Below are 25,538 nucleotides of genomic sequence, written 5' to 3' on the forward strand. Positions count from 1 at the left end.
ATGCAGCCACATGACACATTTACCGGCTCATACCAGCCCGGTGACGTGGAATTTCTGCTAAAGCCGGTAGTCATTGAGATGACGCCGGTTGAGCAAAAAGAAGAGCTGATTCAGTCAGGGAAGAAACATTATTCGGACATGCTCAGTCAGGAGCCAGCGCCAACACAATGGCATCTTGATTTGTTTCACCGGGCGCTGGATCGGGGCGCAGAGAGACTTGCAAAAGAAGTCACACAGCTCGCTATTGCTCTGGCCGAACGCTTCGGTGATGAGCCCATTGTACTGGCCAGTCTCGTCAGAGCTGGCGTGCCGCTCGGCGTTATGCTGCACCAGGCCCTGCGTGACATGGGGAAAACCTCATGGCATTACGGTATCAGCATTATCCGGGATCGTGGAATTGACGGTGCAGCCCTCGACGTCATTGAAGAGCGCCATGGTACCAGCGGTATTGTCTTTGTTGACGGATGGACAGGTAAAGGCGCAATTACCGGAGAGCTTGTACGCGCACTGAAAGATCGCCCGGGCTATCCTGAGCAGCCGCGACTGGTTGTCCTGGCCGATCCCTGTGGCTGCTCCTGGCTTGCAGCCAGTGATGATGACTGGCTCATTCCTTTTGGCATCATGGGTGCGCCGGTATCAGGCCTGATCTCCCGGTCAGTATGGTCCTCTGAAGGATTACATGGGTGCATGGTTTGCGAGCATCTCAGTGAATTCGAATGCAGCCGGATGCTTGTCGATACCGTCGCCCATTTCCGTAAGAAGTTAACCCCGTCATCCCTCGCTACCCTGAGCTGGAATATGGAGTCAGCCCGGGTCTTATGGCAGACAAGTCGCGACGTTATCGCGTTCCTGGCCGATGAATTTAAAGTGGACAGCGTCAATCGTATTAAACCCGGTATTGCTGAAGCAACCCGGGCTGTATTACGTCGGGTACCGGACCATGTATTTGTGCGTTCTATTGACGACCCGGACGTTGCCTTGCTTGTAGGGCTTGCTCGTGAAAAGGGAATAGTTGTTACAGAAATGGGGGGAACCCTCGGCCAGTATCGGGCTGTAACCATTATCAAGAAGGTACTCTGATGAAAAATCGTCTTTCTCCCTGGAATCTGGGAGCCACGCTATACATGCCTGCAACACGGGAAGATATTGCTGATGCCGTCCTGCACGGGAAAATCCCGGGTTTGCGCTCTCTGGTGATTTGCCTGGAGGATGCTGTCAGTGAAGCAGACATCCCCATCGCCCTCAAAAATCTGGAGCACCTGCTGCACGAGCTCAGTAACAGCATGCGTAGCCTGGGTAAAAATGACTGGCCTCTGGTGTTCATTCGCCCTCGGCATGCCGAAATGGGCAGATGGTTAAAAGCGCATTATGATCTTTCCGCTGTCGATGGGTTTGTGTTGCCGAAATTTACCCTCAGTTCGTTAGCTGAATGGTGGGATATCATGGGCGGGACTCACCTGTGCATGATGCCAACGCTGGAAACAGAAGACGTCTTTGACGTGGTTCAGATGCGCGAGCTGGCCACTCGCCTGGTGGAACATCCCTGCCACGACCGCATTATTGCGCTTCGAATCGGCGGCAACGATCTTATGAACGTTGTGTCGCTTCGCCGCCCCCGGGACCTGACGCTGTATGACAGCCCGATGGGCTACGTCATCAAAATGCTCGTTTCAGTCTTCGGCCCGCGTGATTTTGCCCTGACCGCGCCCGTATGTGAGCATATTGACGATCATGCCGTTATGGCCAGAGAGCTGGCTCTTGATATGGCACATGGGCTTGTTGGGAAAACGGCCATTCACCCGGGTCAGATAGAGGTCATTCAAAACGCGCTGATGGTCACTCAGGGTGAGTATTCTGACGCTCTGCGGATCCTGAACTCTACCCAGGCCGTGTTTAAGTCGCAGGGAGCAATGTGTGAACCCGCCACACATCGCCGCTGGGCGGCTGGCATTCTGGACAGAGCTCGTTTTTATGGGTTACAGAACGAGCAAAGCGCTGATGGAATCAGATTACTTACCGTGACCCAGCATCATTAAGGAAATCATAATGGGGTTCAGGTTCAGAAAGTCGATCAACATTATTCCTGGCGTTCGCCTCAACCTGAGTAACGGTGCACCGAGCCTGAGTGTCGGGCCGAGAGGTGCTTCCGTTTCTTTTGGTAGCCGGGGGACCTATGCCAATCTGGGCTTGCCCGGTACCGGGCTGAGTTACCGTACCCGGCTTGACCGGGCCGCGCGTTCCGGAGGTGGAAACCGGACGGCAACCGACCCGGGGCTCAGACAGGCGCTTGAGCAGGAAGCCGCTGAACTCATGTCAGCGGTAACCGCAATCCGTAATATTCACGAGCTGACGCCGGATCCAAAAACAGGCATCAGCTGGGCAGAGCTGGAAGCAGTATACCTGCATAACAGAACGTCGCCTTTTCAGGTTCCGGCACCGGTGCGTCCAGAAAAGCCAGACTACCTTGCATTGCCGGAAAAGCCTGCCGAGAGCGAAGGCATTAGTTTTCTGGGTAAATGGTTTGAATCGGAATCAGCTAAAGCTGAGCGCCACGCCGAAAATCTTCGCCGGTGGCAGCAGGAGCTGATTGATGTGGAGCGTGAGAATACCCTTCGACAGCACCGGTACCAGCAACAACGGACGGCCTGGGCCGAACAGTATGCAAACTGGAAGTTTGAAGCAGAAGAACATGAAAAACGGCTCGCCACGGCTCAGGCAGATGCCCGGCAGCAGTTCCGGACAGACGCCGCGTTTTTCGAATCATACCTGGCGGGTGTGCTGGCAGAAACTGAATGGCCGCGTGAAACGATTGTTGCATTTGAAGTAAAGCCGGAGCTATCAGCAGTCCTGCTGGACGTTGATTTAGCTGAGATTGAAGATTTCCCTGATAAGATTTACGGCGTTAATGCCCGGGGCACGGAGCTGACGGAAAAAGCCATGACGCAAAAAGCCGTACGCGAAAACTATGCCCGCCACGTCCATGGCTGCTTGTTCCGCCTGGTCGGTATCGTTTTACATACGCTACCTTTCGACAACGTGATTGTGTCAGGCTTTACGCAACGGGTCAGTAAGCGGACCGGCTATCTGGAGGATGAGTATATCCTGTCCTGCAAATGCACTCGCAGCCAGATGTCGTCAGTAAATTTTGCAGGCATAGAACACATTGATCCGGTTGAAGCGTTAGGCGATCACCCGGTTATTCGAAAGATGAGCAGTACCTTCATTTTTCAGCCTATTGAACCACTAACCCTTTAAGCAGGCTAAATCTTACGATGCAATTAAATACCAGACAGGCCCGGATTTTTAAGCTTGCCAACTTACTGGGCACCGGCAAGCCCGTTTCCGCTGCCGACATTATAACCAGTCTGGAATGCTCAGAGCCGACATTAACCCGGGCCCTCAAAGAGCTACGCGAGTCATATTCTGCGGAGATCAAATACAGCAAGGCAGGTCATTCCTACCATCTCGTTAATCCGGGCCAGCTGGATAAAAAGACCCTTCGCCGGATGAATGAAGCGCTCGCACAGAATGCTGAACTGAAAACCGGTGAGTCTACAGGGAAGGTCGTACTCGATAAGGATAAAAAAACAGCCGTGTCCTTATCGCTACGCATGCGGATCTTAAGAAAAATTGACCGTCTGGCTGCGCTGAGTGGCTCGACCCGAAGTGAAGCGGTAGAGAAGCTGGCTCTGCACTCCGTTGACGAACTGATAAAAGAATACAGCGCTAAAAAGTCCTGACGCTAAATCTCAGACCGGGGTGAAAACCCCGGTTTTGTCATATTTTACCTCTGTATTGGCGTGACGTAGTTTTGATCTATTCTCCTCCCGCAATGCCAGCAGCGCCTTACTGACTACAAAACCTGGTGTCTTGACATCCTCTTGTGCTACACATCAATCTTTGGGCGTTTTACACTCCATTCATGCAGATCTGTGATGTATGATGAATTTCATACATAAGACAGTTTATTTGTCCGAGTTTTTTCAGAAATCTTATATTCCAGTCCGGTCTGAATTATTTTTCTGTTGATAAGAGGCCATTCACATGTCGGTAATTCTATGGTGGTTAACTTATTTCTTTAATGCCGCTTCTGAGTATTTAATCTCCACCCGACAGATGTCGTGCCGTTTTATCAAATCAACAAACCCTGGCCTCTTCCTGAAACTACTCTCCTCTTCCGATCTCTTAAGAAGGAATTACATTTGAGACGCTTACCCGTATATCTGCTACTCGACACGTCCGGCTCTATGCACGGAGAGCCTATCGAAGCGGTTAAAAATGGCGTTCAGACGCTGCTTACCACGCTGAAACAGGATCCGTATGCACTCGAAACGGCTCACGTGTCAGTGATCACCTTTGATTCTTCAGCCCGACAGGCAGTCCCCCTGACAGACCTCCTGAGTTTCCAGATGCCAGCACTAACAGCCAGCGGCACCACGTCTCTTGGCGAAGCGCTTTCCCTCACGGCCAGCTCCATTGCCAAAGAAGTACAGAAAACGACGGCTGACACTAAAGGTGACTGGCGTCCCCTTGTATTCCTGATGACGGATGGAAGTCCGAATGATGACTGGCGTAAAGGCCTGAATGACTTTAAAGCGGCCAGAACCGGCGTTGTTGTGGCATGTGCAGCCGGGCATGATGCCGATACCAGCGTCCTCAAAGAAATCACTGAAATCGTGGTTCAGCTCGATACAGCTGACAGTTCGACGATTAAAGCTTTCTTTAAATGGGTCAGTGCGAGCATTTCGGTAGGCAGTCAGAAAGTGGAGTCCAGCAAAAAAGAAGTGATCGGTCTTGAAGACCTGCCACCGCCGCCGCCAGAAGTAAATGTGGTCTTATAATTTTATTGATTAAGGGGATATCATGTCTGTCAGTCTGAGCAAAGGCCAGGGCGTAAGCCTGAAAAAAAATGAATACGATCTCTCGTCCGTTACTATCGGCCTCGGTTGGGATATTAATGAGGAAAAGAAAGGTTTTCTCGGCGGGATCTTTGGTAAAAAAGAAGAAGAATACGACCTTGATGTGATCGCTTTCCTGTGTAATTCAGCCGGAAAGGTGACCGATCTCGGCAATGTGGAAAATGGTAAACCAACGCTTGTGAATGGCGATATCATCTTTTTCAACAGCCTTCGCCATAAGTCAGGCAATATCTGGCTGACGGGCGATAACCGAACCGGAGCCGGTGACGGTGACGATGAGCAAATTATTGTGCGCCTGAATTCCCTTGACGCTCAGTACGAGAAAATTGTGTTCATCGTTCAGATCTACAATGGTGAAAAGCTCCAGCAGCACTTTGGTAAAGTTCAGAATGCCTTCATCCGGGCAGTAGATGCCCGTAATATTGAAATGGCACGATTCGATCTTTCTGGCGGACCCGCCTTCGCCAGCCAGCGCTCCATGGTCTTTGCCGAGCTGATACGCGAGGCTACAGGCTGGAAACTCAGGGCAATTGGTGAGCCTTCAGAATCAGATTCGTTTGTCTCGCACCTGAGGAATTACATGTGATGCGCCGCCTGCCTGTTTACCTTGTTATCGACACATCCGGCTCGATGCGCGGTGAGTCAATCCATTCCGTTAACGTTGGAATTCAGGCGATGCTTAGCGCTCTTCGCCAGGATCCCTACGCCCTCGAAAGCGTTCATATCTCCATTATCACCTATGACAATGAGGCGCGTGAGTTCATTCCTCTCACGCCGCTGGAAGACTTCCAGTTTTCTGACATCGTTGTGCCAAGCGCAGGCGGGACGTTCACCGGTGCTGCCCTTGAATGTCTGATGCAGTGTGTTGAACGGGATGTACGTCGCTCAGATGGTGATACCAAAGGAGACTGGCGTCCTCTGGTATTCCTGATGACTGATGGAACCCCTTCTGATGCCCTGGCGTACGGTGAAGCGGTAAAAGCGATTCGCGGCCGGGGATTCGGATCCATCATTGCCTGCGCCGTTGGTCCTAAAGCAGGCCATGAGCACTTAAAACAGCTCACCGATAAGGTTGTGTCTCTGGAGACGCTAGATTCAACCGCGTTTGCAGGTTTCTTTAAATGGGTATCGGCCAGCGTGTCTTCCGGCAGCACAAGCGCGGGGATTAATAACGGAACTGATACCCTTCCCCCTCCTCCACCAGAAATCCAGCTGGTGCTCTGACAGACAGAAAGGTGCTGTTTCCGGGCAGCACCTTTCTGTACAGCAACGTTTTCTGCTGGCCGTACCAGCCGTACGAGGAAAATTATGAGACGCCTTCCCGTGTTTTTTGTCCTGGACTGTTCAGAGTCCATGATTGGTGAAAACCTGAAAAAAATGACTGATGGTCTGCAAATGATCGTCGGAGATTTAAGAAAGGATCCACACGCACTTGAAACAGCCTGGGTCTCGGTAATCGCATTTGCCGGTGTAGCCCGTACGATTGTACCTCTTCACGAAATTGCCTCGTTCTACCCTCCCCGCCTTCCCGTTGGCGGCGGTACGAGCCTTGGAGCTGCATTGCGTGAGCTGACCGTGCAAATTGATACCCAGGTCAGAAAAACCACTCATGAGGCTAAAGGCGACTGGAAACCCGTCGTGTATCTCCTTACCGACGGACGTCCGACTGACGACACAACCGCAGAAGTGAAGCGCTGGAAGGATCACTACGCGAGTAAAGTGAATCTCATTGCCGTTGGCCTGGGGCCGTCAGCGGACCTGAATATCCTGCGGCAACTGACAGAGAATGTCATGCTGTTCACCGAATCTCAGGAAGGGGACTTTACCCGCTTCATCAAATGGATCACGGCCTCGGTTACGGCGCACAGCCGCAGCGTCGGGGACGACAAACAACCTGAGCTCAGCCAGACTGAATACATAGTCCGGCTGGCCAAGGACGAGCCAGTAAAAGCGTACGACGAAAACTGCGTTACGCTTACCGGCCGTTGCAGCAAGACCCGTCGTCCGTACCTGATGAAGTATGAACGGCCACCAGCAAGGGTTTCCGGGCTCGATTTCAGTCTGAACCTGAACAGCTTTAATATTGCCGGATGCTATCCCATCGATGAGGACTATTTTGCGTGGTCAGATGCCACCGCTACCGGTTTGCAGGTAAATACCAGCGAACTGCATGGCGTACCGGGTTGCCCCCACTGCGGTAATGCCAGTGCGTTTGCCCTGTGCTCATGCGGAAAGTTGCTGTGTATTGACGGCCCGGATGACGTGATCTGCCCGTGGTGTGAAACAGGCCTGTCATTCAGCAATGATGGCGGAAACACTAACTTCGACGTAAACAGAGGGAGAGGTTGATGTCGCAAAATGCTTTACTTGAAGAGAAGATTATCCGCTTAGTTCTGTCTGAGCTGGGCCACCCTGTTGAAGGTGAGCGGCTTTTACTTCTATCGCAGGACCCATCCCTTACCGAAGAAATTATGCGGCTTAAAGAGCGGATTGAGAGCCTTGCACAGGGTTTATCTGCGCGGGTTAGCGAAGGTGATAACGACGCAGAGATTGCCGCCTCGTCAGCATCCAGTCTTTCCGATCAGCAACAAACGGTCGTAAGTGTTGCTGATAACCCGGGCATTGACGCTACCGATACATCAGCACTGCAACCCCTGCCAGAAAATGAGCCTCATCCTCCGTTCTGGAAGCTGATGCCTTATTACGAATTTGATAAACCAGCACAGAGGGAAGACGAAAACCTGTCTTCCCTGGTATTAAAACCCGGGCAGATACCGACAGGCCAGCAGCGGGCCAGCTTAGCTGTGCCACCTGCCGTTCCCCCGAGAGCTAAAATAACGATCCCCAACGCCCGCGCAGGCGAACGTTTCTCTTCGCCGGTTGCTATCGTTCTGGGTGAGGGCCAGCAGGCTACTGTCAGGGACGTTGTCTTTCCCCGGAACATTGGCCTGTCTTTTGACAAAGAACAGGAGTTGCTGACAGGTACTCCCACCGAAAGCGGCGATATAGAGCTTTCAGTAATCTGGTCATGCACGTCGCACGACGAATGTGAAACAAAACAGCTATTTATAATCAATCCCGATCCGAGAAGCCTGTGGAAGGTGGTAGAGCCACCAGCAGACGCTCCCTACCCTAAGTCCCATCTGGACGCTGCTGGCCTGGTCAGGGGTGATATACGTATTGCTGCCGCCAGTCGCCGGGGACGCTCTCATGAGCATGCCGGAAGCTTCAGAGATGACGACTTCTACATCAACCACTGCCAGGAAACAGGATGGTCTGTCATGCTGGTCGCAGACGGAGCCGGTAGTGCGGTAAATTCCCGGGAAGGCTCCCGGATTGCAGTCAAAACGGCTGGCGATTACCTTTTAAATCAGCTCAGTGGTGTGAAAGGCGTCCATTTAAAGCAGCACATCACGGCGTGGGAAGGGAGCGATCAGCAGGCAACAATAAACGCCATGCTTCATCATTTTAAACAGGCAGCTACGCTCGCGGTCAACAGTATCCAGAACGAAGCCATTTGTGCAGAACAACCTGTGAAATCCTATTCAACAACCCTTCTGGCAACTGTAGCGCTACGAACTGATAACGAGCTGTTTGCGGCTGCATTCTGGCTTGGTGATGGTGCGATAGGTGCATACAGCCCTTCCGGTAAAGTCAGGATACTGGGAAATCCCGATAGCGGAGAATACGCAGGACAAACCCGTTTCCTTGACCAGAGCATTATCGCAGACCCCTCGTTTAGCGGCCGCATCAGCGTGGGTAAATGGAATGATGTATCTCACTTGATCCTCATGACAGACGGCGTCTCAGACCCTCTGTTTGAGACGGATAATGGGCTTCGCAGTGACGAAAAATGGACCCGTCTCGTTGATGAGCTCAACCCTGTCCTTACAGACGCCAGTATTGCGCCTGAGAGGTTAGGCGACTGGCTTAACTTTTTCTCCACAGGGAACCATGATGACCGCACTATTGCGGTGTTGTGGTAAGGGATACGCTTTTTCGGTGATCAATATGGCAAATATCGTTACGTGCAAAACAAAGGACGGCGAAACAGTCCAGTATGTTGACGAGGTAATTGGTTCGGGCTCGATGAAGGATGTTTACTTTTCGCCTGATAAATCATACGTCGTCGCTTTTTATCATAAACCGCAGAACGAGCAGGCCCGGGATCGGATTGATATGATCACCGGACGCTACAGGCAAAACATTTTTGGCCAGTCCGGAGGTGAATACTGGAAGGACCTGTTTTGCTGGCCGACCCATGTTGTTGAGCATGGGCATAAAATCGGCATCGTGGTTCCAACCTACAAAAGCTACTTTTTCTTTAAATACGGCTCTAAAAACGATGATTTTCTTGGCATAAAAGGTCGTGAAAAGGAAGGCAAATGGTTTGCCAGCGCCAGCAACCAGAACAAATTTCTCGACCCACGTGAACGAGGCAATACGCTTACCTATCTCAAGGTCTGTCTGCTGCTGACAAGAGCCGTCAGAAGGATGCATGCGGCAGGTCTCTGTCACAGCGATCTAAGCTATAAAAACGTGCTTATCGATCCAGAAATGGGACATGCCTGCATCATTGACGTAGACGGCCTGGTTGTCCCTGGAAAGTATCCTCCCGACGTGGTGGGCACCCCGGATTTTATCGCTCCGGAAGTGGTGAAAACCAGTCATCTTTCCAAAGAGGATCCGAACCGCGTATTGCCAAGCATTACTACTGACCGTCATGCGCTGTCGGTGCTTATCTACATGTATCTGTTCTTCCGTCATCCGCTACGTGGCGGAAAAATACATGACATGTCGGATGAAGTACGTGATGAGACCTTATCTATGGGTGAGAAGGCACTCTTCATTGAACATCCGACAGACAAAAGCAATGCAGTCAAAGTCAGTCAGCTATCGTCCTTTTCACTGCCCTGGGCTGACCCGGAGAAAATTCCTTACACCATCATGGGCCCTTATCTGACACCTTTGTTTGAGCGCGCCTTTATAGATGGCTTACACGATGCCACTAAACGCCCGACCGCCGATGAGTGGGAAAGCGCCCTGGTTAAAACAGTCGATCTGATACAGCCCTGCCAGAACAAGGCGTGTGAACAGAAATGGTACGTTTTCTCGGGTAAGACAAAGCCGGTTTGTCCCTACTGCGGTACGCCATACAAGGGTAAATTACCGGTTCTAAATTTATATTCTTCCCGAAAGGAAGGCAGTTATCGTCCTGACGACCACCGGTTGATGGTGTGGAGCGGGCAGTCAATCTATGCGTGGCATGTGAATCGCCTCATTGCGCCAAATGAGCGTACAACCGATTTGCAAAGGAAACGAGTTGGGTATTTTGTTTTCCATAACGATCAGTGGTGGTTAGTAAATGAAGGCATAAATGGGCTTATGTCATTACCGGATAAACGACAGATTGCCATTGGGGAAAAAATTGAACTGACGAATAACGCTCAGTTTGTTCTGTCAAAGGAGGAAGGCGGCAGGCTGGTCGTCGTTCAGTTAGTAGAAAACTAACGGACGCCCATAACGACTAAAACGTTCTGGCAGCATACTGAACCTGTTTAATGAATCACTATATTAAGCTGTGTCAAATTTAAGCTGCCAGAAAAACTGACTGTCTGTGCCGGATATGCGGTACACCTCCTGCGGCAAGGGTTTAATGCGCAAAGCCCAATTTATTTATAAGAGTGAATAGTTTTGTGGCTCTACCCTGCCGCTCTCCTTTCCTGTGTCATGGTTTTTAACATCTGAAATACTGACATTGTTAAGCCGGTGATTGTATAAGGCGATGCGGACAATCTCATGAAGATATTCAAGTTCGTTTTGTGTCAAGGACTGGCCTTCCTGGGTTTTTGAAATCATTTCCTGCCAGCAGATCAGTCTTTCGTAACTGACATGTTCGCTGTTTTCCAGGCAGTGCAACCTGAAATAGCGAAGGAACAAAGGAAATTCATCGGTCTGAGCGATGTCATAAGCCCGAACCGTTAACCTACACAGACATACAATCGTATCCTGCTGTAACCTGACTAACGCGTTATGACTGCCCGGAAGGATATCAGGCAATTTCATCTTACAGTCAGCAAGGCGCTGAAGAAGAGGCCCTTCCTCTGAAGGCTCCCGTCCCCGATACTCCTGAAGAGGTTCAGATTCAAGTTCATGCATTAATGGATGATATAGCCATTCCCGGGAACTGGTCTCATCAATGATCAGGCTTTCAATGCACTCACTGTATGTTGTTTTACGTCGCCCGAGCTGCACCTGACTGATTTCATATTCAATATCTGGAAGATCGATACGCAATGCGGCAACTCTTTCGGAAGGATGAAGGTGGTCAAAGGTTAACTTCGCAGAAATGCTACGATCCCTGTCCAGAAAGACGGCCACACATAAATCATTAACCTTTACGAACAGATCAGCTGTGCCTCCGAACATACTGCCGCTTCCAATAACCTCATTCAGTGAAACCGGCCCACCATCGTCGCCAGCGAGAAGATTTGGGAAACCAAGAACCTGGTGCTCGTTGATGACTTCAATAATTTTTCCCCGGATGGCTTCCATCAGACCATCACAGTCACCGGCTACAGCAGTACTGTGTGAGAAATGCCAAAGCTTGACCTCCCCCTGCTTTGCTAACAGATCAGTTTTGCAAGCGGGGCAGATGCAGTTACAGTCGATACCCCGGCTGACCTCTGTAATATCTAAAAAGAGTCCTGATTCTCTCTGGAGTCCAAATGGAATACCAAATGTGTAACTCTTACGCATGGCTGCACCCCGTTTTTGATAATTATTCAAACTATATCCGAAATAACGGAGGAGGATTTCTGTAAAACGAATTAAAAGAAATGATTTTTTAGTTTTCCAGATTAATGTTTGACAAGAATCAAATGAGAGCCTTACAAATATGGAGAGAGAAGTTTAGGTAAAGTAACTTTTATCACAACTTCTAAAATTAAGGAGAATATCGGATGTATTTAGCAGTGGGCTTGGCTTATGATTAAAGTCTTTCTCCGAACTTAATAAGAAAGTTAAAAAGACAGGCTATTACAGTGCCTTTAGCCCCGAAAGGGGCATAAACTATTTTCAAATCCAGACACAGTCTTTTTGTTGTGCCAATATCAATAATTACTCGCGAACAAAGGTCCACACACTCGCAGGAACTTTGTCATATAACTTTTTCATTGTCAGTTCAGCTTTACGATGATCATAAGCACCAGAAATTTCAAGAGAGGCGACACCCGAGTTTTTTTCACATAACCTTTCAAATACTTTTTCGAGCGTTTCGAACGAACTACACTTACGGAATTTCATTAAATAAGACTGCTTTGTGTCAGACATAATCAACCTTCTTTAGACAGGCCTCAACTGGCCAGGGATAATCTTAATATCATTTTTCACTTAAGCCTAACGATTTCACAACCTTTTTCGTTGTTTCCACCCTGTTCATAACCAGGTACATGAGTGCTAAAATGACTGTAAATAAAACCAGTGTATCCCGGTGAGCAGGATGAAGAATCAATCAGTGATCAGACAGTTTTCGGAAAGCGAATTGCATCAGCAGCTGGAAACGTTCGGCAACCATGATAAACAGCTTTCACGCTTGATCCGTTACTTTTCCCATCTGAGATACAACACAGCTAAAACCTATCTGCACTGGCTACGAGTATGGAACGAATGGTATCAGGCGAATGCCCGGTTGCATACAGACTGGCCAGTAAGTTCGCTCCCCGTGTCTGAGGAAGCTCTGCTGGCGTTTATGGGGCATCTTGAAGGCAAATTGTCACGAAGCAGCATAAACAGCTGTCTTCAGGCCTTAAACAGTATCCATAAAAAAGGGCTTAACCTGCCCGGGATTATTACGTCTGAAGCATGGTACATGCTGGAAGCCTTAAAACAATCGGAAGCCCGGAAGCGAAAGACGACTAAACAGGCAACTCCCTTTCTTATTGGCGATCTCAAGGCTCTGATAAAGTTACGCAGTACTACAAACTCAGTTCGTAAGCTTCGTGACCTGTGCCTGATCTGGACAGGCTTTGAAACACTGCTCCGTTCATCCGAAATTCGCCGTATACGTCTGAAAGATCTGTCTCTGGATAGTATGACCGGTGAATTTAACCTGACGGTATACCGTACAAAAACGAACATCAGTACACTTCTTACCTACCGGCTGACACGTCAGTTAACTAACTGCCTCTTGAGATTGATGAACCTTGTGAAAATGGATCAGCACAGTCATCCGGATGAATACCTTTTCCAGGCCGTAAATTTCCATGATACAGGCTATATGCCACCCGGCTGGAAGCTTCGGAGTAAAGGGAATGAGCTATCTGAGCTTCTTAAACGGCATAACCTGCCCTACCGTGCTAAACAAAGTCTTCTGAACGATGAAGATGAGGAAGACACTGTGGACGATGCCGGTATGCTCAGCAAAAATTCCCTTTTACGGGCATTTAAAGAAATGTGGAATGAGCTTTATCCAAATGAGACTAAAACCCGTTACTGGACAGGGCACAGCGTTCGTGTAGGCGGTGCGATACAGCTGGATATTGAAGGTTACTCGCTACCACAGATTATGGAAATGGGGAACTGGTCGAATGAAGAAATGGTTATGCGCTACATTCGCAATATTGAAGCTGGTAAAAAAGCCATGATCAAGCTTATGCGAAATGCCTTTGATGAATAGCGCCCTCACGGGCGCATAACTTTATTTTTTCTTGAACGGGTTAAGTCTGGTGAGATTAGAGAGTGCCCCTCCCGGAGGCAAAATTCCCGTCCTTTTATATTTGTACACGCCATTTAATTTCATTGTCTGGATTCCAAGATTAATAAGCGTGACAAGTTTAAGGGTATACAGGAGTGTAAATTGGGGAGCAACCTGAATAAAAACTAATAACAAGCCTGCACACATTACACGTAGCCATGCCGCGTACTCCATGCTCAGCGGACGCTTGAAATAGAATCTTTCGAGCAAATCAACTGTCTTATTACTGATCCACGCCGCCGCCACTGAGAGTAACAACACGATGCACACCATAATGCCCAGTTCCATTTTCACTCCCTTCTCTTTTAGTCTGTTTAAGTTGAGGCTTAGCCACAGTAGTTTTGTTTTTTGCTTTTTTCTTAGGTTTGGTATGGTGAAACAGAAAACAATCCACCATTACCCAACCATTTTTATATCGAGCCACCAGCATCTTCTGGCTGGGGTAATGAGCATGAAACAGCATTTTCACGTCCATGGTGCCCATCAACGACTGTTTGCGCTTTAGCTCATCCTCAGCCATCTGAAATTCTTGTAAGAATTCTGAAGACAGACGCTGACGCAGAATTCTTATGGCACTGGAGTTTTCATCATTCTTTGCCAGGTGCCCGAAGCGTACAAGTGCCTTGTGGGTTATCTGGATGGGTCCCAGATGAGAGCTGAGCTGTTCGTACTGCCAGAAGTAGGTCAAATCCACCTTAACCCAGCTGATGCTGTCCAGCAGAGCCTCGTTCATGATGGTTCCGGACATAGGTACCATTGTCAGCCTGGCCAGACGCATATGTATGTAGTCCGTAAGCAACCTCAGCGACTCAGGAACGTTTTTATTGAGTAGGAGATGCTGAAGCACCGGGGTTGCGGTCTGCCAACACAGATTGCGCCCGTCAGGCAGGAAAGCAAACTTTTGATCGTCAGGCGCAGAGTTCGAAGCGTTTTCCTTACGAAGCAAAAAATAATGGCCGCACAGCAGCTCTGCTCTTACCTGGTCCTCGTCAGGGTCATGTCGGGCTTTACTTAGATCAACGGTTAGCACAACGCGGTTAATCGCATCAGCGTGATATTTTTTTACCCAGACGCAGACACGATAGAGACGCTCATCGATTTTCTGGCTGGCTGTGGAAATCCATTGCATTGTTGTTCCTTAATTTTCGGGGCTGACAATGAAAATGCCCAGCTCAGCCCCCGGCACGAGTTCTGTATATTTCAGGCTCAGCTTCCGTTGGTTGGACGGACCCTGGCTGTTTTCAGGAGCCCAGTCAGAGAGCGTTTTTAATTGAGGTATGTTGCCTGCTGCGAAAATGGGCAAGGATGCTTTTACTACTGAATAATCAGTCTCAGCATATTTATTCCCGTTTCGTTCCTGCCCTTCAGGCCTAAATGCAAAAATGTGAGCAATCGGAACAGGGAAAGAGTTAGTTCGACAAAGGCGATAAGATTCGCCCTGCTTCAGTGGGTGAAATTCAAGACGGTGTAAAGCCTTATCGATATTAGACACGACATTCAAATTGGTAGTTGCTACATTTTTTACTTCTGAGGCTCTCCTGCGCTCCAACAAACTCACAAGTTGCTCTGCTGTTTTAACTTCCTGGTTTCGGTTTAGCCGCCATGAAAAAGTAACTTTTTTAAGCTGGGACTTGATGAAAAGGATATTTCTTGTTGAGTGCATAGCGACAAGGCCCGGGAGCTTCTTGTGCACTTTATCAAAACGGACATTCTTTTTATTATCGATACGCCTCATTGCCGCAGCAAAATCATTTTTTGCTTCGTTTATAGAAGTGATCAAGCTTTCGAGAAGATCTGCTCTTTCGGGGACAATGATTAGACCCGGGTATTTAGTGGTTACTTTGGTGGAATCATGACTTAATGACTCTATGTCATCCACACAGATGTCAGTAAGTGCCTGAATAATTTCCTCAACCGAAGCATCGTCTTTAATACTAACCCTGATGGGTTTAACCTGCTTCAAGCGCTCTTCTGTTCTAGATACGGTGGAGACAGTCATCAGGTTTGCCATCATCGGGGGGGTGTTCGAAAGAAAACACTTGAGCGAGTCGATGCGTTCCAGAATCTGGTCACGAAAATAGGGCAAATCGTCATAACTCATACGTTTCTCCAGGCTCATGTTATTTCCAATCAATTTTGCTGCCCAGGCTGACCTTGCAGAACATAAATGTCATGTAAACCTCTAAAGAAGTCATTTTGAAACAGCTTTCACAGCATGCGATTTATGTTCGATAGGGCTCATGAACAAAGGATGATAATGGAGACGCCATGGATAGTGGATAGTCTTACCCACCTGGGTGATCCGATTGAGGCGAAAACGACCATTTATACAGTCAACTGACCAAAGCCCGGGAGAAACTAACCTCTTCCAGCGGTAAAAAGAGAAACCTGCAACACAGAGGTCATGCTCCAGGAAATGTTGAGTTTCGACGACGCGAACTTTTATCAAAAACCCCAGCATTGGCGAAAACCAGATCAACAACCATGTTGGCGGCAGGATGACTTTGTTCAGGAGATGATCTGTCATAAGCAAGGCAGATAACATCAGAAAACTGATAGTCAACCACAGGGCCATCCAACCGGCCCATACGCGGCTCTGACAGGGTTTCCATTCGAGAAGAAAAAGTTTTTTATGCATTCTGCCCCGCCTAATTTTAATGTATTGCCGAAGTATGCTGCATCATGATGGTGGTGCGGGGAAAGATTTCAAACTTCCACAATTCTGAAGCCGTGTTCCAACCATGAAAGATCCCGTCTCCACAGCGAGTGTTAAAAGCAAGAATTTCATCCCTGACCTGGTAAGCGAGCACTTCTGGCATATCAATAAACTCAGGTAAGGAAAGAAGAATTCCATGGATAACTTCTCCGGTTAACTTACTCATAACCTCTTCCTCAGACAGGGCAGCGTCCGGGAACAAACACAACGGAAGTGAAAAACAACATAGGTCAAGACCAATAGCAGCCCTTCCTGCGTCGTAGCCTTCTTCATTAACGACAAAACGAAAGAATTTTTCTGTCTCACCCCGTAATGATGACGGTCCTTCAGACGGAACTTCAATACCACTGAAGACTTTATCGGTCCAGTTGGTAAAAGGACTGGTGAAAACCCAACAAATTAAGGATAACGCCAGCTCTTCCTTAAACATACGTTCAGTGCCGGTAGTTCTGGAAAGTTGCTTTTGAGTACTCATGTTTTACCTGTTGCATGAAATTATTGATGTTATATAAACACAACCGGCATTTTATCTAATAGGTTTGAAAACACTAAAAATCGCAAATGCTGGTACCTTTCTGTTTTAAGAGATTTTCAAGGTAAAGTGAGGCTAGATCAATTGGCTGGTTCTCTTCAAGACAGGCTCGCACAAGATCTTCAATAGAGACCGAATCAACCCCCCTTCCCTGTAAAATTTCTTTAGCAGATGCCAGCGTTTTATGAACGCTTCGACTTAGTTGTAATCTGACTTGTGTGCGGGTATCAAAAAGACAATCTTCTGTGACACTTTGTGAAACGGTTCTACTCATTGAAAAATCACTCCATTTCTGGGATCGAATGAAAATTAACAGCTATAGATGTATCAGGTTTCCCATTTTCTACGATACTCAACCACGTACGCGCTGAGATTTGTTGTTCACAGACGAGTATGTAACCTGTTCCCTGTTGATGATGTAGCTCAAGAGCTTTTAGGATAGGCTCTGAATGAGGTCCGAGAGCATCACGCGTGTGAATAAGCGTTTGCTCTGGCAATACGTTGCTAAGCATAGACAGCAGAACATTACGCTCATCCTCATTATCCGACAAAACAAGAATTATACGAAAACCCGTTTTTATACGAAATCTGATTTCTGAAACTAACTTTCTTAATCTTAATTTATATATGACCAGGCGGAATCGAGTCATCAGTAAAGAGACCACTGTGAAGATAACGATTACTGCGCCATATTTTGACCTGTAGAACCACCAGTTAAGGCCTCCAGCAACTATCAGGATTAACATTAAAATTAAACTCCCATAGAAAAAAAGTGCTGGGTAGCGAGTTGTCTTTCCTTCAATTAGTGCTGAGGCAAATATCAAAATGGATATTCCGTAAATTACCCAGTCAAAAATACTTTCTCCAATCATTCTTTAGTGAACATCCTTAAAAGTGGAAATGTAGGTTTATGGGTTTATGCATTTTCCTGATGGCCTTGACAACCAAGGATTTCACAGAAATTGTCACAGTGTGAAGCTGTAACAAAGCGCTCTCCACGTTCGAATCGCTCAACCAAATCCTTTCTTACTTCACTTCCAGGTTTCTGGAAGATGTACTCAAACTGGAGATCCTCGGCCGTTGAAAGTAGTCGTTCTATGCTGAAATCAACATGGTAAAAGCAAAACTGATTATCAACCGGGGGAAAGTTGCTTTTGGTACTGTTCTCGTTTTTGGATTTTAGTTCATTCATGAGCTCTCCTTGGTTGAGAACAGTATACAAATCTCTTTAGGGATTTTTTTTCGTTAATAGCACTTTTTTGAGTTTAAAGAGTATGTTCATACCAGAGCATTAGAGGCTACGAAAAGGATAATGGAATTAGAAAGATAGATTTTAAGTGGTGATGTAAGGTGGGATAGGTAGAAGAGGAGTAGACGCTTGTAAGCGAGGCAAAAAAAAGGCACGGAAACCGTGCCATAAGAGTATGTGAGAAAAAATCAAAATCAGGGAAAGAATCAAGCAGCTTGTGAAACTGAATCTCCAACTGCAAGATTTAAATTTCTTAGGTTATCGAAAACTTCAGATACTAAGTCATTACGGTCGTGGATTTTAATCCGCCCACCGGTTAACTCTGAAACATAAACGGTATGGCAGAGGTCAGTAACCACTTCGCCGTATTCATCAACGACTTCCAAAGATGCAATCATCGGAATATAAGAAGCCGCAGCATAGCTCTCATAAATACTTATTATGGAGTCATTGTTGCGTCGAGAAATTACCCTACCAGAAGGTAAAGCCTCATCTTCCATATAGCAATCAGATAGGTCCTCACAGAAGTCATTTTCTTTAAGTGAAATATTAAGGGTCAATTCACTGTTGATAGAGCGTGAATAAGAATATTCACTCAGTTTATAGCAAGCCAAACTTATATCACTAAAAGTTTCATAAGCTTTATAGAGGCTCGATGTTATAGACTCAGATACAAATGTTATTAGTCCAATAAAATGAGTATCCCAGAACTGTTGCAAAGCAAAACGGGCAATCATAACCTGACCATCAACCTGCATCAGTCTGTTATATTCATCCCGGTCATAACCTTTCGACTGAGAAACATCATTAGACATGCTAAGAACTTCACTACAAACATCATCATATTCAAAACGGCTAGTTGCAAAGTGTTTTCCTGAAATCTCAAGGTACTGACCAGAGACTGCGTCAAACACCTCAAGAAAGTAACAGAGTCGAGATTTTAAAGATTCTCTGTTTAAAGCTTCTATTTCATTCTCAGAGATACTATCGACATATAAATCAACAGCATTCTTGAGTTCAATAGCTTTGATATTACAGGTAAAAGAAAGCTCGTCACTTTGACAATGGCAAACACTTAATACTATATCCGCCTCATCAAAATCTATGCCAAGATAGCTCAGAACTGCTCGGACATAGTTTTTATCATCAGATGAATGTGTCATATACACTACCTCAAATTTGAGAGGAAGTGCCCCAGAAGGGAAGCGACTTCCCCACTGGGTTAGATAAAAGTTTGGTTAAGCTAAAAGAAGATGCCAGCGACAGATTTTACATTGTCATAGACAAGTGTCTTCAGCCAACCAAAGTTACTTTTTTGGACTGAAGCAAAAGGATCATTGAGACGCGTTACGAAAATCGTCAAAAGCTTCAGTTATTAGTAATGTGCGATCAGTTACTCTGTATCGGTCATTACTTTCGAGAGATACGTAAGTTGAATGCGAAGAATCACAGACAACACGCCCTCTTTTATTGATCAATCTTACTTCCATCATCACCGGCACATTGATAATTGAAGCAACATCGGTATAGAGGGATATGAGGGCATCATTGTCACAATATAACGCCCCGTTCCCATCAAATGTATCGTTAAACTTAATATATATATCTGGCATATTTGCCGGATAATCATCAGTATTGAAATCAATGCATAACTTTAAGTCATCATTAATACGGCGATTAATCTTATGCTGCCCAACACGTACAAAGCCATGTTCAACAGCTTTGATAATCCTTAAAGTTTCATTAAGACAATCTGTAATTCTTTTCTCGACAAATGAGATAAAGTCACCAAAGTCGGAATGAAAAAACTGTTTAAGTGCAAATTTCGCAACTAACACTTTCCCATCCACCTTCATTTTATCGAGATAAAGATTTCTTATAGCATCAGTAGAAGAATTAGCTTTAGATAACTCTTCACAGTCATTAATAATCATTGAAACAATATCAATAACTTTAACTGGGCTTAAAGTATTACTATATCCGCGAATATCAAACGTAAAAAATCCGAAATTCTTAAATACTCCAAGAAAATAAATTATTTTTTGTTTCAAAAGAATAGAATCGGAGTAAGATGCGTTGTGCTTTATTAGTTCAGATATGTAGAGATCCAACATACAATTTAAATTATCGATATCTACATCGTAATCAAAGGTTACTTTGTCGAACGAAGTATCAGATAATTGAACGGTTATATCGTCAGCGGGAACATTAAGGCCTAAATTTTGATAAAGAAAGGCACTAACAAATTCCACGTGGTCAGATTCTTTAAACATTTACACTACCTCATGACTAAAAAGGAAGTGCTTCCCACCGGGAAGCAAGTTCCCGGATGGGTTAGATTAATTATAAAAGAGTTCTTCAGAAGGTACATGCATTTCTGGTTTGAACTGTTTTAAGGAGTTGTTTATAGCTTTTCGATATAACCCTGAAGAGTGTGGCTTAAACATTTGATATTCCGTAACGAGCAGAGGAGACGTAAAGCATCCTAAGTTCACTAGTGAAATATTTGATGTTTCTTCACAAACATCTAATTCAGCGTATATCCGCCTCTTCATTACCCTGCCTGCTAAATAGCGACGAACATGATTTATAAACTTGTCCGCATCTGATATAGAATTAACTATATAATCAGATGTGACTATCTGATTAGATACAGTTTCAGGTATAGCTTCGGCTATTATTTTTACGTTCATTTCATAATCAACACTATGGAAGCAAGCAAGAATTTGTGGCTTCGCGCTTTCTAAAATCTTTTCAAGAACAGAAAAAATCAGAGAGAACTCGTTTAAAATTCGCTTTTGTATAAGTCCATGTAGATGTTTTATGAAAGGAGAACCGTGTTCAACAAGGCCTAGTATAAGATCCTTAGAGGCCAAATCTGAGCGGTAATAAACGTATTCTAGATTATCCCGGTTAAATCCTTTGATAAGCAAATCAGGCTGCTCTGAGACCAGTCGTAAATGAGTTGAAGCTATAGAAACTTCAAAACGAAAGTTCGCGAGATTTACAGGGCCTGCTTTTAATGTAGCCGCTTCGGAAAAATAAATGAAAAGAGGATGCAAATCATCGTTACCACAGTAAAGATGGTCTGCGCCCTTAAGATATTTCACCAAATGAGGTAGAAAAGATATTACTGGAATATCAGCCACAAATCGAATATGCCGAAATGGTTTTGAATCCAAATATATATTTTCCACTACAGCGCCAACAAAACCCATTTTAACAAGAATAGATTCAACTAACTTTTGTATCGCATTCATTTAAATACCCTCTTAATAGAGGGATTTCTCCCAAAGGGAGAAATCCCTATGGGAGAAAATAATTTTAATTAATAATTGTAGCGAAGCGCATGTTCTTTTTCACTAAGATGGTTTTCATATTCCGACTTACCAGAACTTAAACACTCTTTGAAAAAGACCTTTGAAAAATTCTTCAAGTCACTTCGGTTGTTAATTTCTTTGTCAGACATCAACTTAGCTGAGTGTGAGGTATCCACAGGCCCCAACCACCATTCATATTTAATATAAACACAATTGGTTTTTGTATGTCCATTTAGAAATCGTTTTGCATTTCTAAGTATTTTTCTACAACCGTTAAGGTCTGAAAGTAAGATATCTGGAGCAATGAGCTCTTCCAGAATATGACCAGGTAAGCCTTTCCTAAAAAGCTCAACATCGTAACTACAATACCAGTCACGATAATTAAAAGCTTTAATAAGTCTTTCAGGTGTATCCAAAGATATCTTATTCAGGATTTTTAATGCAAAGCATACAGCATCTTTTAACAACTCGTGCACCTCAACATTGATAAATGAGAAAAACGAGCTTAATTCTTTCTCTAAGGAATTATACAACTTACCGTAAATATCCTGAGAAAAAAGATACTGCAATCTTTCTTTATTATAAGTGCAATTCGAAATTGAATAGACTTCTCCTCTTTCGATTTTGCACCCTTCCCTTAAAACTATAGGAAACCTCAAATGGTTAACAATGAAAGAATGATTCTTTCTTTGCTTCAAAGCATCTAATTGAAATTTCGTAATTTCCTCCAGATTTGCATCTTCAAAACCTGGAAAGGGAATATCACAGAAACAAGAACTATATGCTTTTGCTGATTCATACATAAACTCCAGTGAAACATCAGCATCAAAAGACATACCAGAGAACATGCCCTGCCCATTGTCTAAAAATGTAATGTTTTTAACCTGTATTTTTTTATGTTGAACAACCAAAAAGGCATTAATGATTTTTTCGATAATTTTCATGTGATCCTCTCTCAATAAAAAAGGGATCACTCCCATATGGGGTGTGATCCCCACATGGGTATAATTTAATTAAAAATCTGTAAGACCTAAATCTTTATTTCTACCACAAACTGTAGAAGATATAAGACGTTTTACTCGCTTTCGAGCACTTCGGCCTGACGTATCTTTCAAGTACATCGGTAATGACAATGATGAGATTTGATTACTTCGCTTATGATGGCAGACTATATAGCCCTGCCTCCACCCCGAACGCACAAACTCACGGATGCGGTTAATATATGCCGAAGCTTGAGATTTTGTACTTATCGATTCAGAACACTTTAAGTTCTGTTCGATAGAGTAAAGCTCAGCCGCCATTAATTTCACCTCATACAGGTCATCCCCATAACTTATAGTTTTCAACAGCTCTTCCTTTTCCCGAATGAAAAATACTTGCTGCATTCCAAGGATCAGGTCATAGGCCTCTCGAAAGAGGTCGATAAGCTTATTACGAACATAAATCATAAACTCCTCAAAGTGCTGAAGCCAGAAATAAGCCGCATTACTTATTTGTGAATTGTGAGAACAAACAAGCCCTTTAGCAAGCTCGACCTCTTCCTCCCGAAAAGTAAAGTTACTTTTCTTAAACCGACTTTGTTCAAAAATGCTTTGATGCATTTCTATCCATACAGAAACAAAACCGAGGGATTCAAATTCTTCGTTTAACAAATGTAAACTTTCGAAGATTTTCTGAATTTCGATCCCGATGTCATATGACAGTGGACATTCTTTTATAGAATAAACATAACCGGGTAGGAAGTGAGATAAATGCTCAGTTCGCAAATATAAACTGAATTTAAGTTCTGTCAGTGGTTGTTTCAAAGATAATTTAGATGATTCGCTTATATTTACTGGTTCAACACCATTTCTAATCAAAATAGCTTTTACCAGGTCCGTAGCTAACTTCATACAGCCTCCAGTCGTTATTGAGGCCTCCCTGATGCAGGTTGGCCATCAGGGAAAATATGTAAATCAATTAGCAACCAATCAGACCGTTGCCATTACATTGTCAATGTATCTGACAAGGGATGGGCGGTCGTCCTGTAAGGCAAAACGGCGAAGGTCATCAAGATTATACGCAGGAAGATAATCAGCGTAACCTCGAATACGAAGGTCCTCAACCACAACTTTTATATACTCAAATCGTCCAAGATTTCCTTTTAATGGGGGTTTTCCTGGACTAGACAGCATATCGTCTGCTTGCTCCCATGTGATTTCTTTAGCTTCACCACTATGTAGATCAAGATGGACATATATGAATGACTTATAATCTCCACGGCAACGAAGATAATATTTCGGATAGAAATATTTGTCACAACGCAACAAACACGTTCCTGAAGGACGAACTACGTACAACAGGTTTCTGTCATTTTCTAATATGCCATGTTTCAAAATCGTTATATCTATCTCATTATCATGCAGCAAATAGCATGACGATGGTTCATTGACGATGCGCGATTTTATAACAGCAGCAAATTTATTAAAAACTTCGTTAGTTTGAAAATTCATTAAAATGCTCTCCGATGTAAAACGACGAGCATCACCATAACGGTAATACTCCCGTTATGGGTTTTAATAGTTTATGGAATAACCATGTCATACAACCGACCATAGCCAGTAGTACCGCACATTTATTTAACTGAGCAAGCATCTCAGCCGTGAAAAGACCTTAAAGGCAGGTAATTATCACGAAGGAAAGCGGTTATCTTATCAATACAATTTAAAAAATAATATTGATAAGATAACCCCCCCCGCAAAATGCGGGGGAGTTATCGTTGTTACAGCTGATTAAGACATTCAGGAGCCCAGTGAATCGGGAATCCATCCTGCCCTGTTAACTGGAGAACATCGTTCCAGTCGATACCCTTTTTCCCATCAGGAATATCTTGTGCTGGTTCGAAGACTTCAATTGTCAGCTTTGATGCGGGATATCGTTTAGCCAAAAACTCAACCATGCGGCTTTGAAGTCGCTGAGCAGCTTCGATACCGGCACGAGTGCCTTGTGAGTTAGCAATATCCTTATCCGCCCAGATATAAAAGTTTATATATTTTACATCCGGCGGAGGCAGTAAAAAATCAGGAACAGTAACGTTTTCAAGGCACCATGCGGAGCTGGCTGCCCAGCATGGTGTTGAAGTCGCTTCTACAACAGAAAGCGCATTCTCGATCCCTTCAGCCACTCCCAGTGTCCAGGTCGAACTACCTGAATCATAGTGAGGGTCAAACAACTGAATTGAGCCACCTGTCATATCGGCAGGAGGCTTCATCATCAGCTTTGGATTTTCTACAGGTGCCTTATCACCGTTTTTGTCTACGTATGTTCTATGGATAGTCAGAGGCCGACCTCGGGTGTCACGATAGATTGCAATCATTCCCGGATAGATAATCGATTTCTGCTTATCTTTATCCCAATAGTAGATCCGGTTATTAAAGCCTAAATCCTTTGGTAAGTGACTCAGTAAGCGGGAGATCCCACGATTACGGAGGTACAAAGCAACAGGAGTATTAGGCTTTATTTCACCGGTATAGTGATACATCACATCAAGTTTTCGCATTCGCTTTGCCACTTCCTCTCGGTCAAGAGTTTCTGTGGCACGAACTGCTGATTTATAGCGTCGTTCATTTTCAATGTCGGCGTCAGTTAACGGAGCATGCAGATCCATCCCGAAAAAATCTGAGAGAATCTTTTTGCAAGTCTGCGTTTTACTTAATTCATAATATTTCGCCAGAACATCAATTCCGTCGCAAAACTCATTTACCGGAAAGTCATTATGGATCGCACATCCGGTATAAAGGTCTTTTTGTCGGAAACGAAACTTCGATTTCCCTGCGCCAGTAAACGGGCAAGGAACCTGGCTCGGGGCTTTTGCACAAGCGTCTTTGAAAGCAGGTATTCTTTCGAATATATACTTCCAGCCAGACACTTCAGCAATTCGAGCATGAACGAGTTTAATAAAGTGTTCAGATACTTCCTGTGGTTTACGACGAAGAGCCGGGGATGCATAAGTCATGATGATCTCTCTTATCTGGCATTGTGAGTTTCTCAATGCCTTCTGCGGTGCAG

General features: G+C 45.2%; 28 protein-coding genes. 11 read left to right on the plus strand and 17 right to left on the minus strand.

Annotated features, from left to right (window positions below):
* The 10 genes from GF617_RS19745 to GF617_RS19790 all read left to right on the plus strand — a co-directional run bounded on the left by GF617_RS19745 (nt 1) and on the right by GF617_RS19790 (nt 10,430).
* On the plus strand, nt 1-1,080 hold the full coding sequence (locus GF617_RS19745) for a cysteine protease StiP family protein (RefSeq protein ID WP_001585166.1): 1,080 nt from the start codon (nt 1-3) through the stop codon (nt 1,078-1,080).
* Nucleotides 1,080-2,036, plus strand: coding sequence for an HpcH/HpaI aldolase/citrate lyase family protein (locus tag GF617_RS19750; protein ID WP_011152965.1), 957 nt, complete (start codon nt 1,080-1,082; stop codon nt 2,034-2,036). Before GF617_RS19745 ends, GF617_RS19750 begins: the two co-directional genes overlap by 1 nt.
* A gap of 10 nt (nt 2,037-2,046) precedes the next feature.
* Complete coding sequence (locus GF617_RS19755) at nt 2,047-3,255, plus strand: DUF4236 domain-containing protein (RefSeq protein ID WP_011152964.1); 1,209 nt, start codon at nt 2,047-2,049, stop codon at nt 3,253-3,255.
* A gap of 17 nt (nt 3,256-3,272) precedes the next feature.
* Entirely contained in the window at nt 3,273-3,740 is a 468-nt protein-coding gene (terW, locus tag GF617_RS19760; protein ID WP_001176767.1) for a tellurium resistance protein TerW, read from the plus strand.
* 462 nt (nt 3,741-4,202) lie between these two features.
* The gene (locus GF617_RS19765; RefSeq protein ID WP_001253657.1) at nt 4,203-4,841 is read left to right on the plus strand and encodes a VWA domain-containing protein; all 639 of its coding nucleotides are present in this window, start codon (nt 4,203-4,205) and stop codon (nt 4,839-4,841) included.
* A gap of 22 nt (nt 4,842-4,863) precedes the next feature.
* The gene (locus tag GF617_RS19770) at nt 4,864-5,505 is read left to right on the plus strand and encodes a TerD family protein (protein ID WP_000116681.1); all 642 of its coding nucleotides are present in this window, start codon (nt 4,864-4,866) and stop codon (nt 5,503-5,505) included.
* On the plus strand, nt 5,505-6,143 hold the full coding sequence (locus tag GF617_RS19775; RefSeq protein WP_001253658.1) for a VWA domain-containing protein: 639 nt from the start codon (nt 5,505-5,507) through the stop codon (nt 6,141-6,143). The genes GF617_RS19770 and GF617_RS19775 overlap by 1 nt, the downstream gene beginning before the upstream one ends.
* A gap of 84 nt (nt 6,144-6,227) precedes the next feature.
* Nucleotides 6,228-7,268 (plus strand): TerY-C metal binding domain-containing protein, encoded by a 1,041-nt coding sequence (locus GF617_RS19780; protein ID WP_001253656.1) that lies wholly within the window; start codon nt 6,228-6,230, stop codon nt 7,266-7,268.
* Nucleotides 7,268-8,905: a PP2C family serine/threonine-protein phosphatase gene (locus GF617_RS19785; protein WP_000081059.1), complete on the plus strand. Its 1,638-nt coding sequence runs from the start codon at nt 7,268-7,270 to the stop codon at nt 8,903-8,905. The genes GF617_RS19780 and GF617_RS19785 overlap by 1 nt, the downstream gene beginning before the upstream one ends.
* 25 nt (nt 8,906-8,930) lie before the next feature.
* The gene (locus GF617_RS19790) at nt 8,931-10,430 is read left to right on the plus strand and encodes a helix-hairpin-helix domain-containing protein (protein ID WP_001284318.1); all 1,500 of its coding nucleotides are present in this window, start codon (nt 8,931-8,933) and stop codon (nt 10,428-10,430) included.
* Between the two features lie 165 nt (nt 10,431-10,595).
* Here GF617_RS19790 and GF617_RS19795 read toward each other — a convergent pair whose 3' ends face one another.
* Entirely contained in the window at nt 10,596-11,678 is a 1,083-nt protein-coding gene (locus GF617_RS19795) for a hypothetical protein (RefSeq protein ID WP_001232447.1), read from the minus strand.
* Nucleotides 11,679-12,038: 360 nt separating this feature from the next.
* On the minus strand, nt 12,039-12,251 hold the full coding sequence (locus GF617_RS19800) for an Hha/YmoA family nucleoid-associated regulatory protein (RefSeq protein ID WP_001285422.1): 213 nt from the start codon (nt 12,249-12,251) through the stop codon (nt 12,039-12,041).
* Nucleotides 12,252-12,420: 169 nt separating this feature from the next.
* Between GF617_RS19800 and GF617_RS19805 the strand changes: the two genes are divergently transcribed.
* The gene (locus GF617_RS19805) at nt 12,421-13,596 is read left to right on the plus strand and encodes a tyrosine-type recombinase/integrase (protein WP_000795949.1); all 1,176 of its coding nucleotides are present in this window, start codon (nt 12,421-12,423) and stop codon (nt 13,594-13,596) included.
* 21 nt (nt 13,597-13,617) lie between these two features.
* Here the strand turns inward: GF617_RS19805 and GF617_RS27190 are convergent, their stop codons facing one another.
* The 15 genes from GF617_RS27190 to GF617_RS19880 all read right to left on the minus strand — a co-directional run bounded on the left by GF617_RS27190 (nt 13,618) and on the right by GF617_RS19880 (nt 25,485).
* A complete protein-coding gene (locus GF617_RS27190; RefSeq protein WP_001805195.1) occupies nt 13,618-13,962 on the minus strand; it encodes a hypothetical protein in 345 nt (114 codons plus the stop codon).
* Nucleotides 13,898-14,803: a hypothetical protein gene (locus GF617_RS19815; RefSeq protein ID WP_001198595.1), complete on the minus strand. Its 906-nt coding sequence runs from the start codon at nt 14,801-14,803 to the stop codon at nt 13,898-13,900. The genes GF617_RS27190 and GF617_RS19815 overlap by 65 nt, the downstream gene beginning before the upstream one ends.
* A 9-nt stretch (nt 14,804-14,812) precedes the next feature.
* Entirely contained in the window at nt 14,813-15,775 is a 963-nt protein-coding gene (locus tag GF617_RS19820) for a DNA replication terminus site-binding protein (RefSeq protein ID WP_000119428.1), read from the minus strand.
* Nucleotides 15,776-15,865: 90 nt separating this feature from the next.
* The gene (locus GF617_RS19825) at nt 15,866-16,312 is read right to left on the minus strand and encodes a hypothetical protein (protein ID WP_000549069.1); all 447 of its coding nucleotides are present in this window, start codon (nt 16,310-16,312) and stop codon (nt 15,866-15,868) included.
* Between the two features lie 16 nt (nt 16,313-16,328).
* Nucleotides 16,329-16,865 carry a hypothetical protein gene (locus GF617_RS19830; protein ID WP_000107167.1) on the minus strand — a complete coding sequence of 179 codons (537 nt, stop codon included), beginning with the start codon at nt 16,863-16,865 and terminating at the stop codon, nt 16,329-16,331.
* Between the two features lie 73 nt (nt 16,866-16,938).
* Complete coding sequence (locus tag GF617_RS19835) at nt 16,939-17,196, minus strand: hypothetical protein (RefSeq protein ID WP_001371933.1); 258 nt, start codon at nt 17,194-17,196, stop codon at nt 16,939-16,941.
* 7 nt (nt 17,197-17,203) lie between these two features.
* A complete protein-coding gene (locus GF617_RS19840; RefSeq protein WP_000578891.1) occupies nt 17,204-17,794 on the minus strand; it encodes a hypothetical protein in 591 nt (196 codons plus the stop codon).
* 44 nt (nt 17,795-17,838) lie between these two features.
* Nucleotides 17,839-18,114, minus strand: coding sequence for a hypothetical protein (locus tag GF617_RS19845; protein WP_001004200.1), 276 nt, complete (start codon nt 18,112-18,114; stop codon nt 17,839-17,841).
* Nucleotides 18,115-18,377: 263 nt separating this feature from the next.
* Entirely contained in the window at nt 18,378-19,334 is a 957-nt protein-coding gene (locus GF617_RS19850) for a hypothetical protein (RefSeq protein ID WP_000149830.1), read from the minus strand.
* A 171-nt stretch (nt 19,335-19,505) separates the two neighbouring features.
* The gene (locus GF617_RS19855) at nt 19,506-20,444 is read right to left on the minus strand and encodes a hypothetical protein (protein WP_000472041.1); all 939 of its coding nucleotides are present in this window, start codon (nt 20,442-20,444) and stop codon (nt 19,506-19,508) included.
* A 66-nt stretch (nt 20,445-20,510) separates the two neighbouring features.
* Entirely contained in the window at nt 20,511-21,431 is a 921-nt protein-coding gene (locus tag GF617_RS19860) for a hypothetical protein (RefSeq protein ID WP_000991697.1), read from the minus strand.
* A 68-nt stretch (nt 21,432-21,499) separates the two neighbouring features.
* The gene (locus GF617_RS19865) at nt 21,500-22,435 is read right to left on the minus strand and encodes a hypothetical protein (RefSeq protein WP_000691119.1); all 936 of its coding nucleotides are present in this window, start codon (nt 22,433-22,435) and stop codon (nt 21,500-21,502) included.
* A 69-nt stretch (nt 22,436-22,504) separates the two neighbouring features.
* A complete protein-coding gene (locus GF617_RS19870; protein WP_000762003.1) occupies nt 22,505-23,383 on the minus strand; it encodes a hypothetical protein in 879 nt (292 codons plus the stop codon).
* A 78-nt stretch (nt 23,384-23,461) separates the two neighbouring features.
* Nucleotides 23,462-23,983: a hypothetical protein gene (locus GF617_RS19875; protein ID WP_001011130.1), complete on the minus strand. Its 522-nt coding sequence runs from the start codon at nt 23,981-23,983 to the stop codon at nt 23,462-23,464.
* A 269-nt stretch (nt 23,984-24,252) separates the two neighbouring features.
* Entirely contained in the window at nt 24,253-25,485 is a 1,233-nt protein-coding gene (locus tag GF617_RS19880; RefSeq protein WP_000220379.1) for a toprim domain-containing protein, read from the minus strand.
* Nucleotides 25,486-25,538 lie beyond the last annotated feature (53 nt).

It is taken from the genome of Lelliottia sp. RWM.1, from assembly GCF_016859735.1.
GTDB lineage: Bacteria > Pseudomonadota > Gammaproteobacteria > Enterobacterales > Enterobacteriaceae > Enterobacter.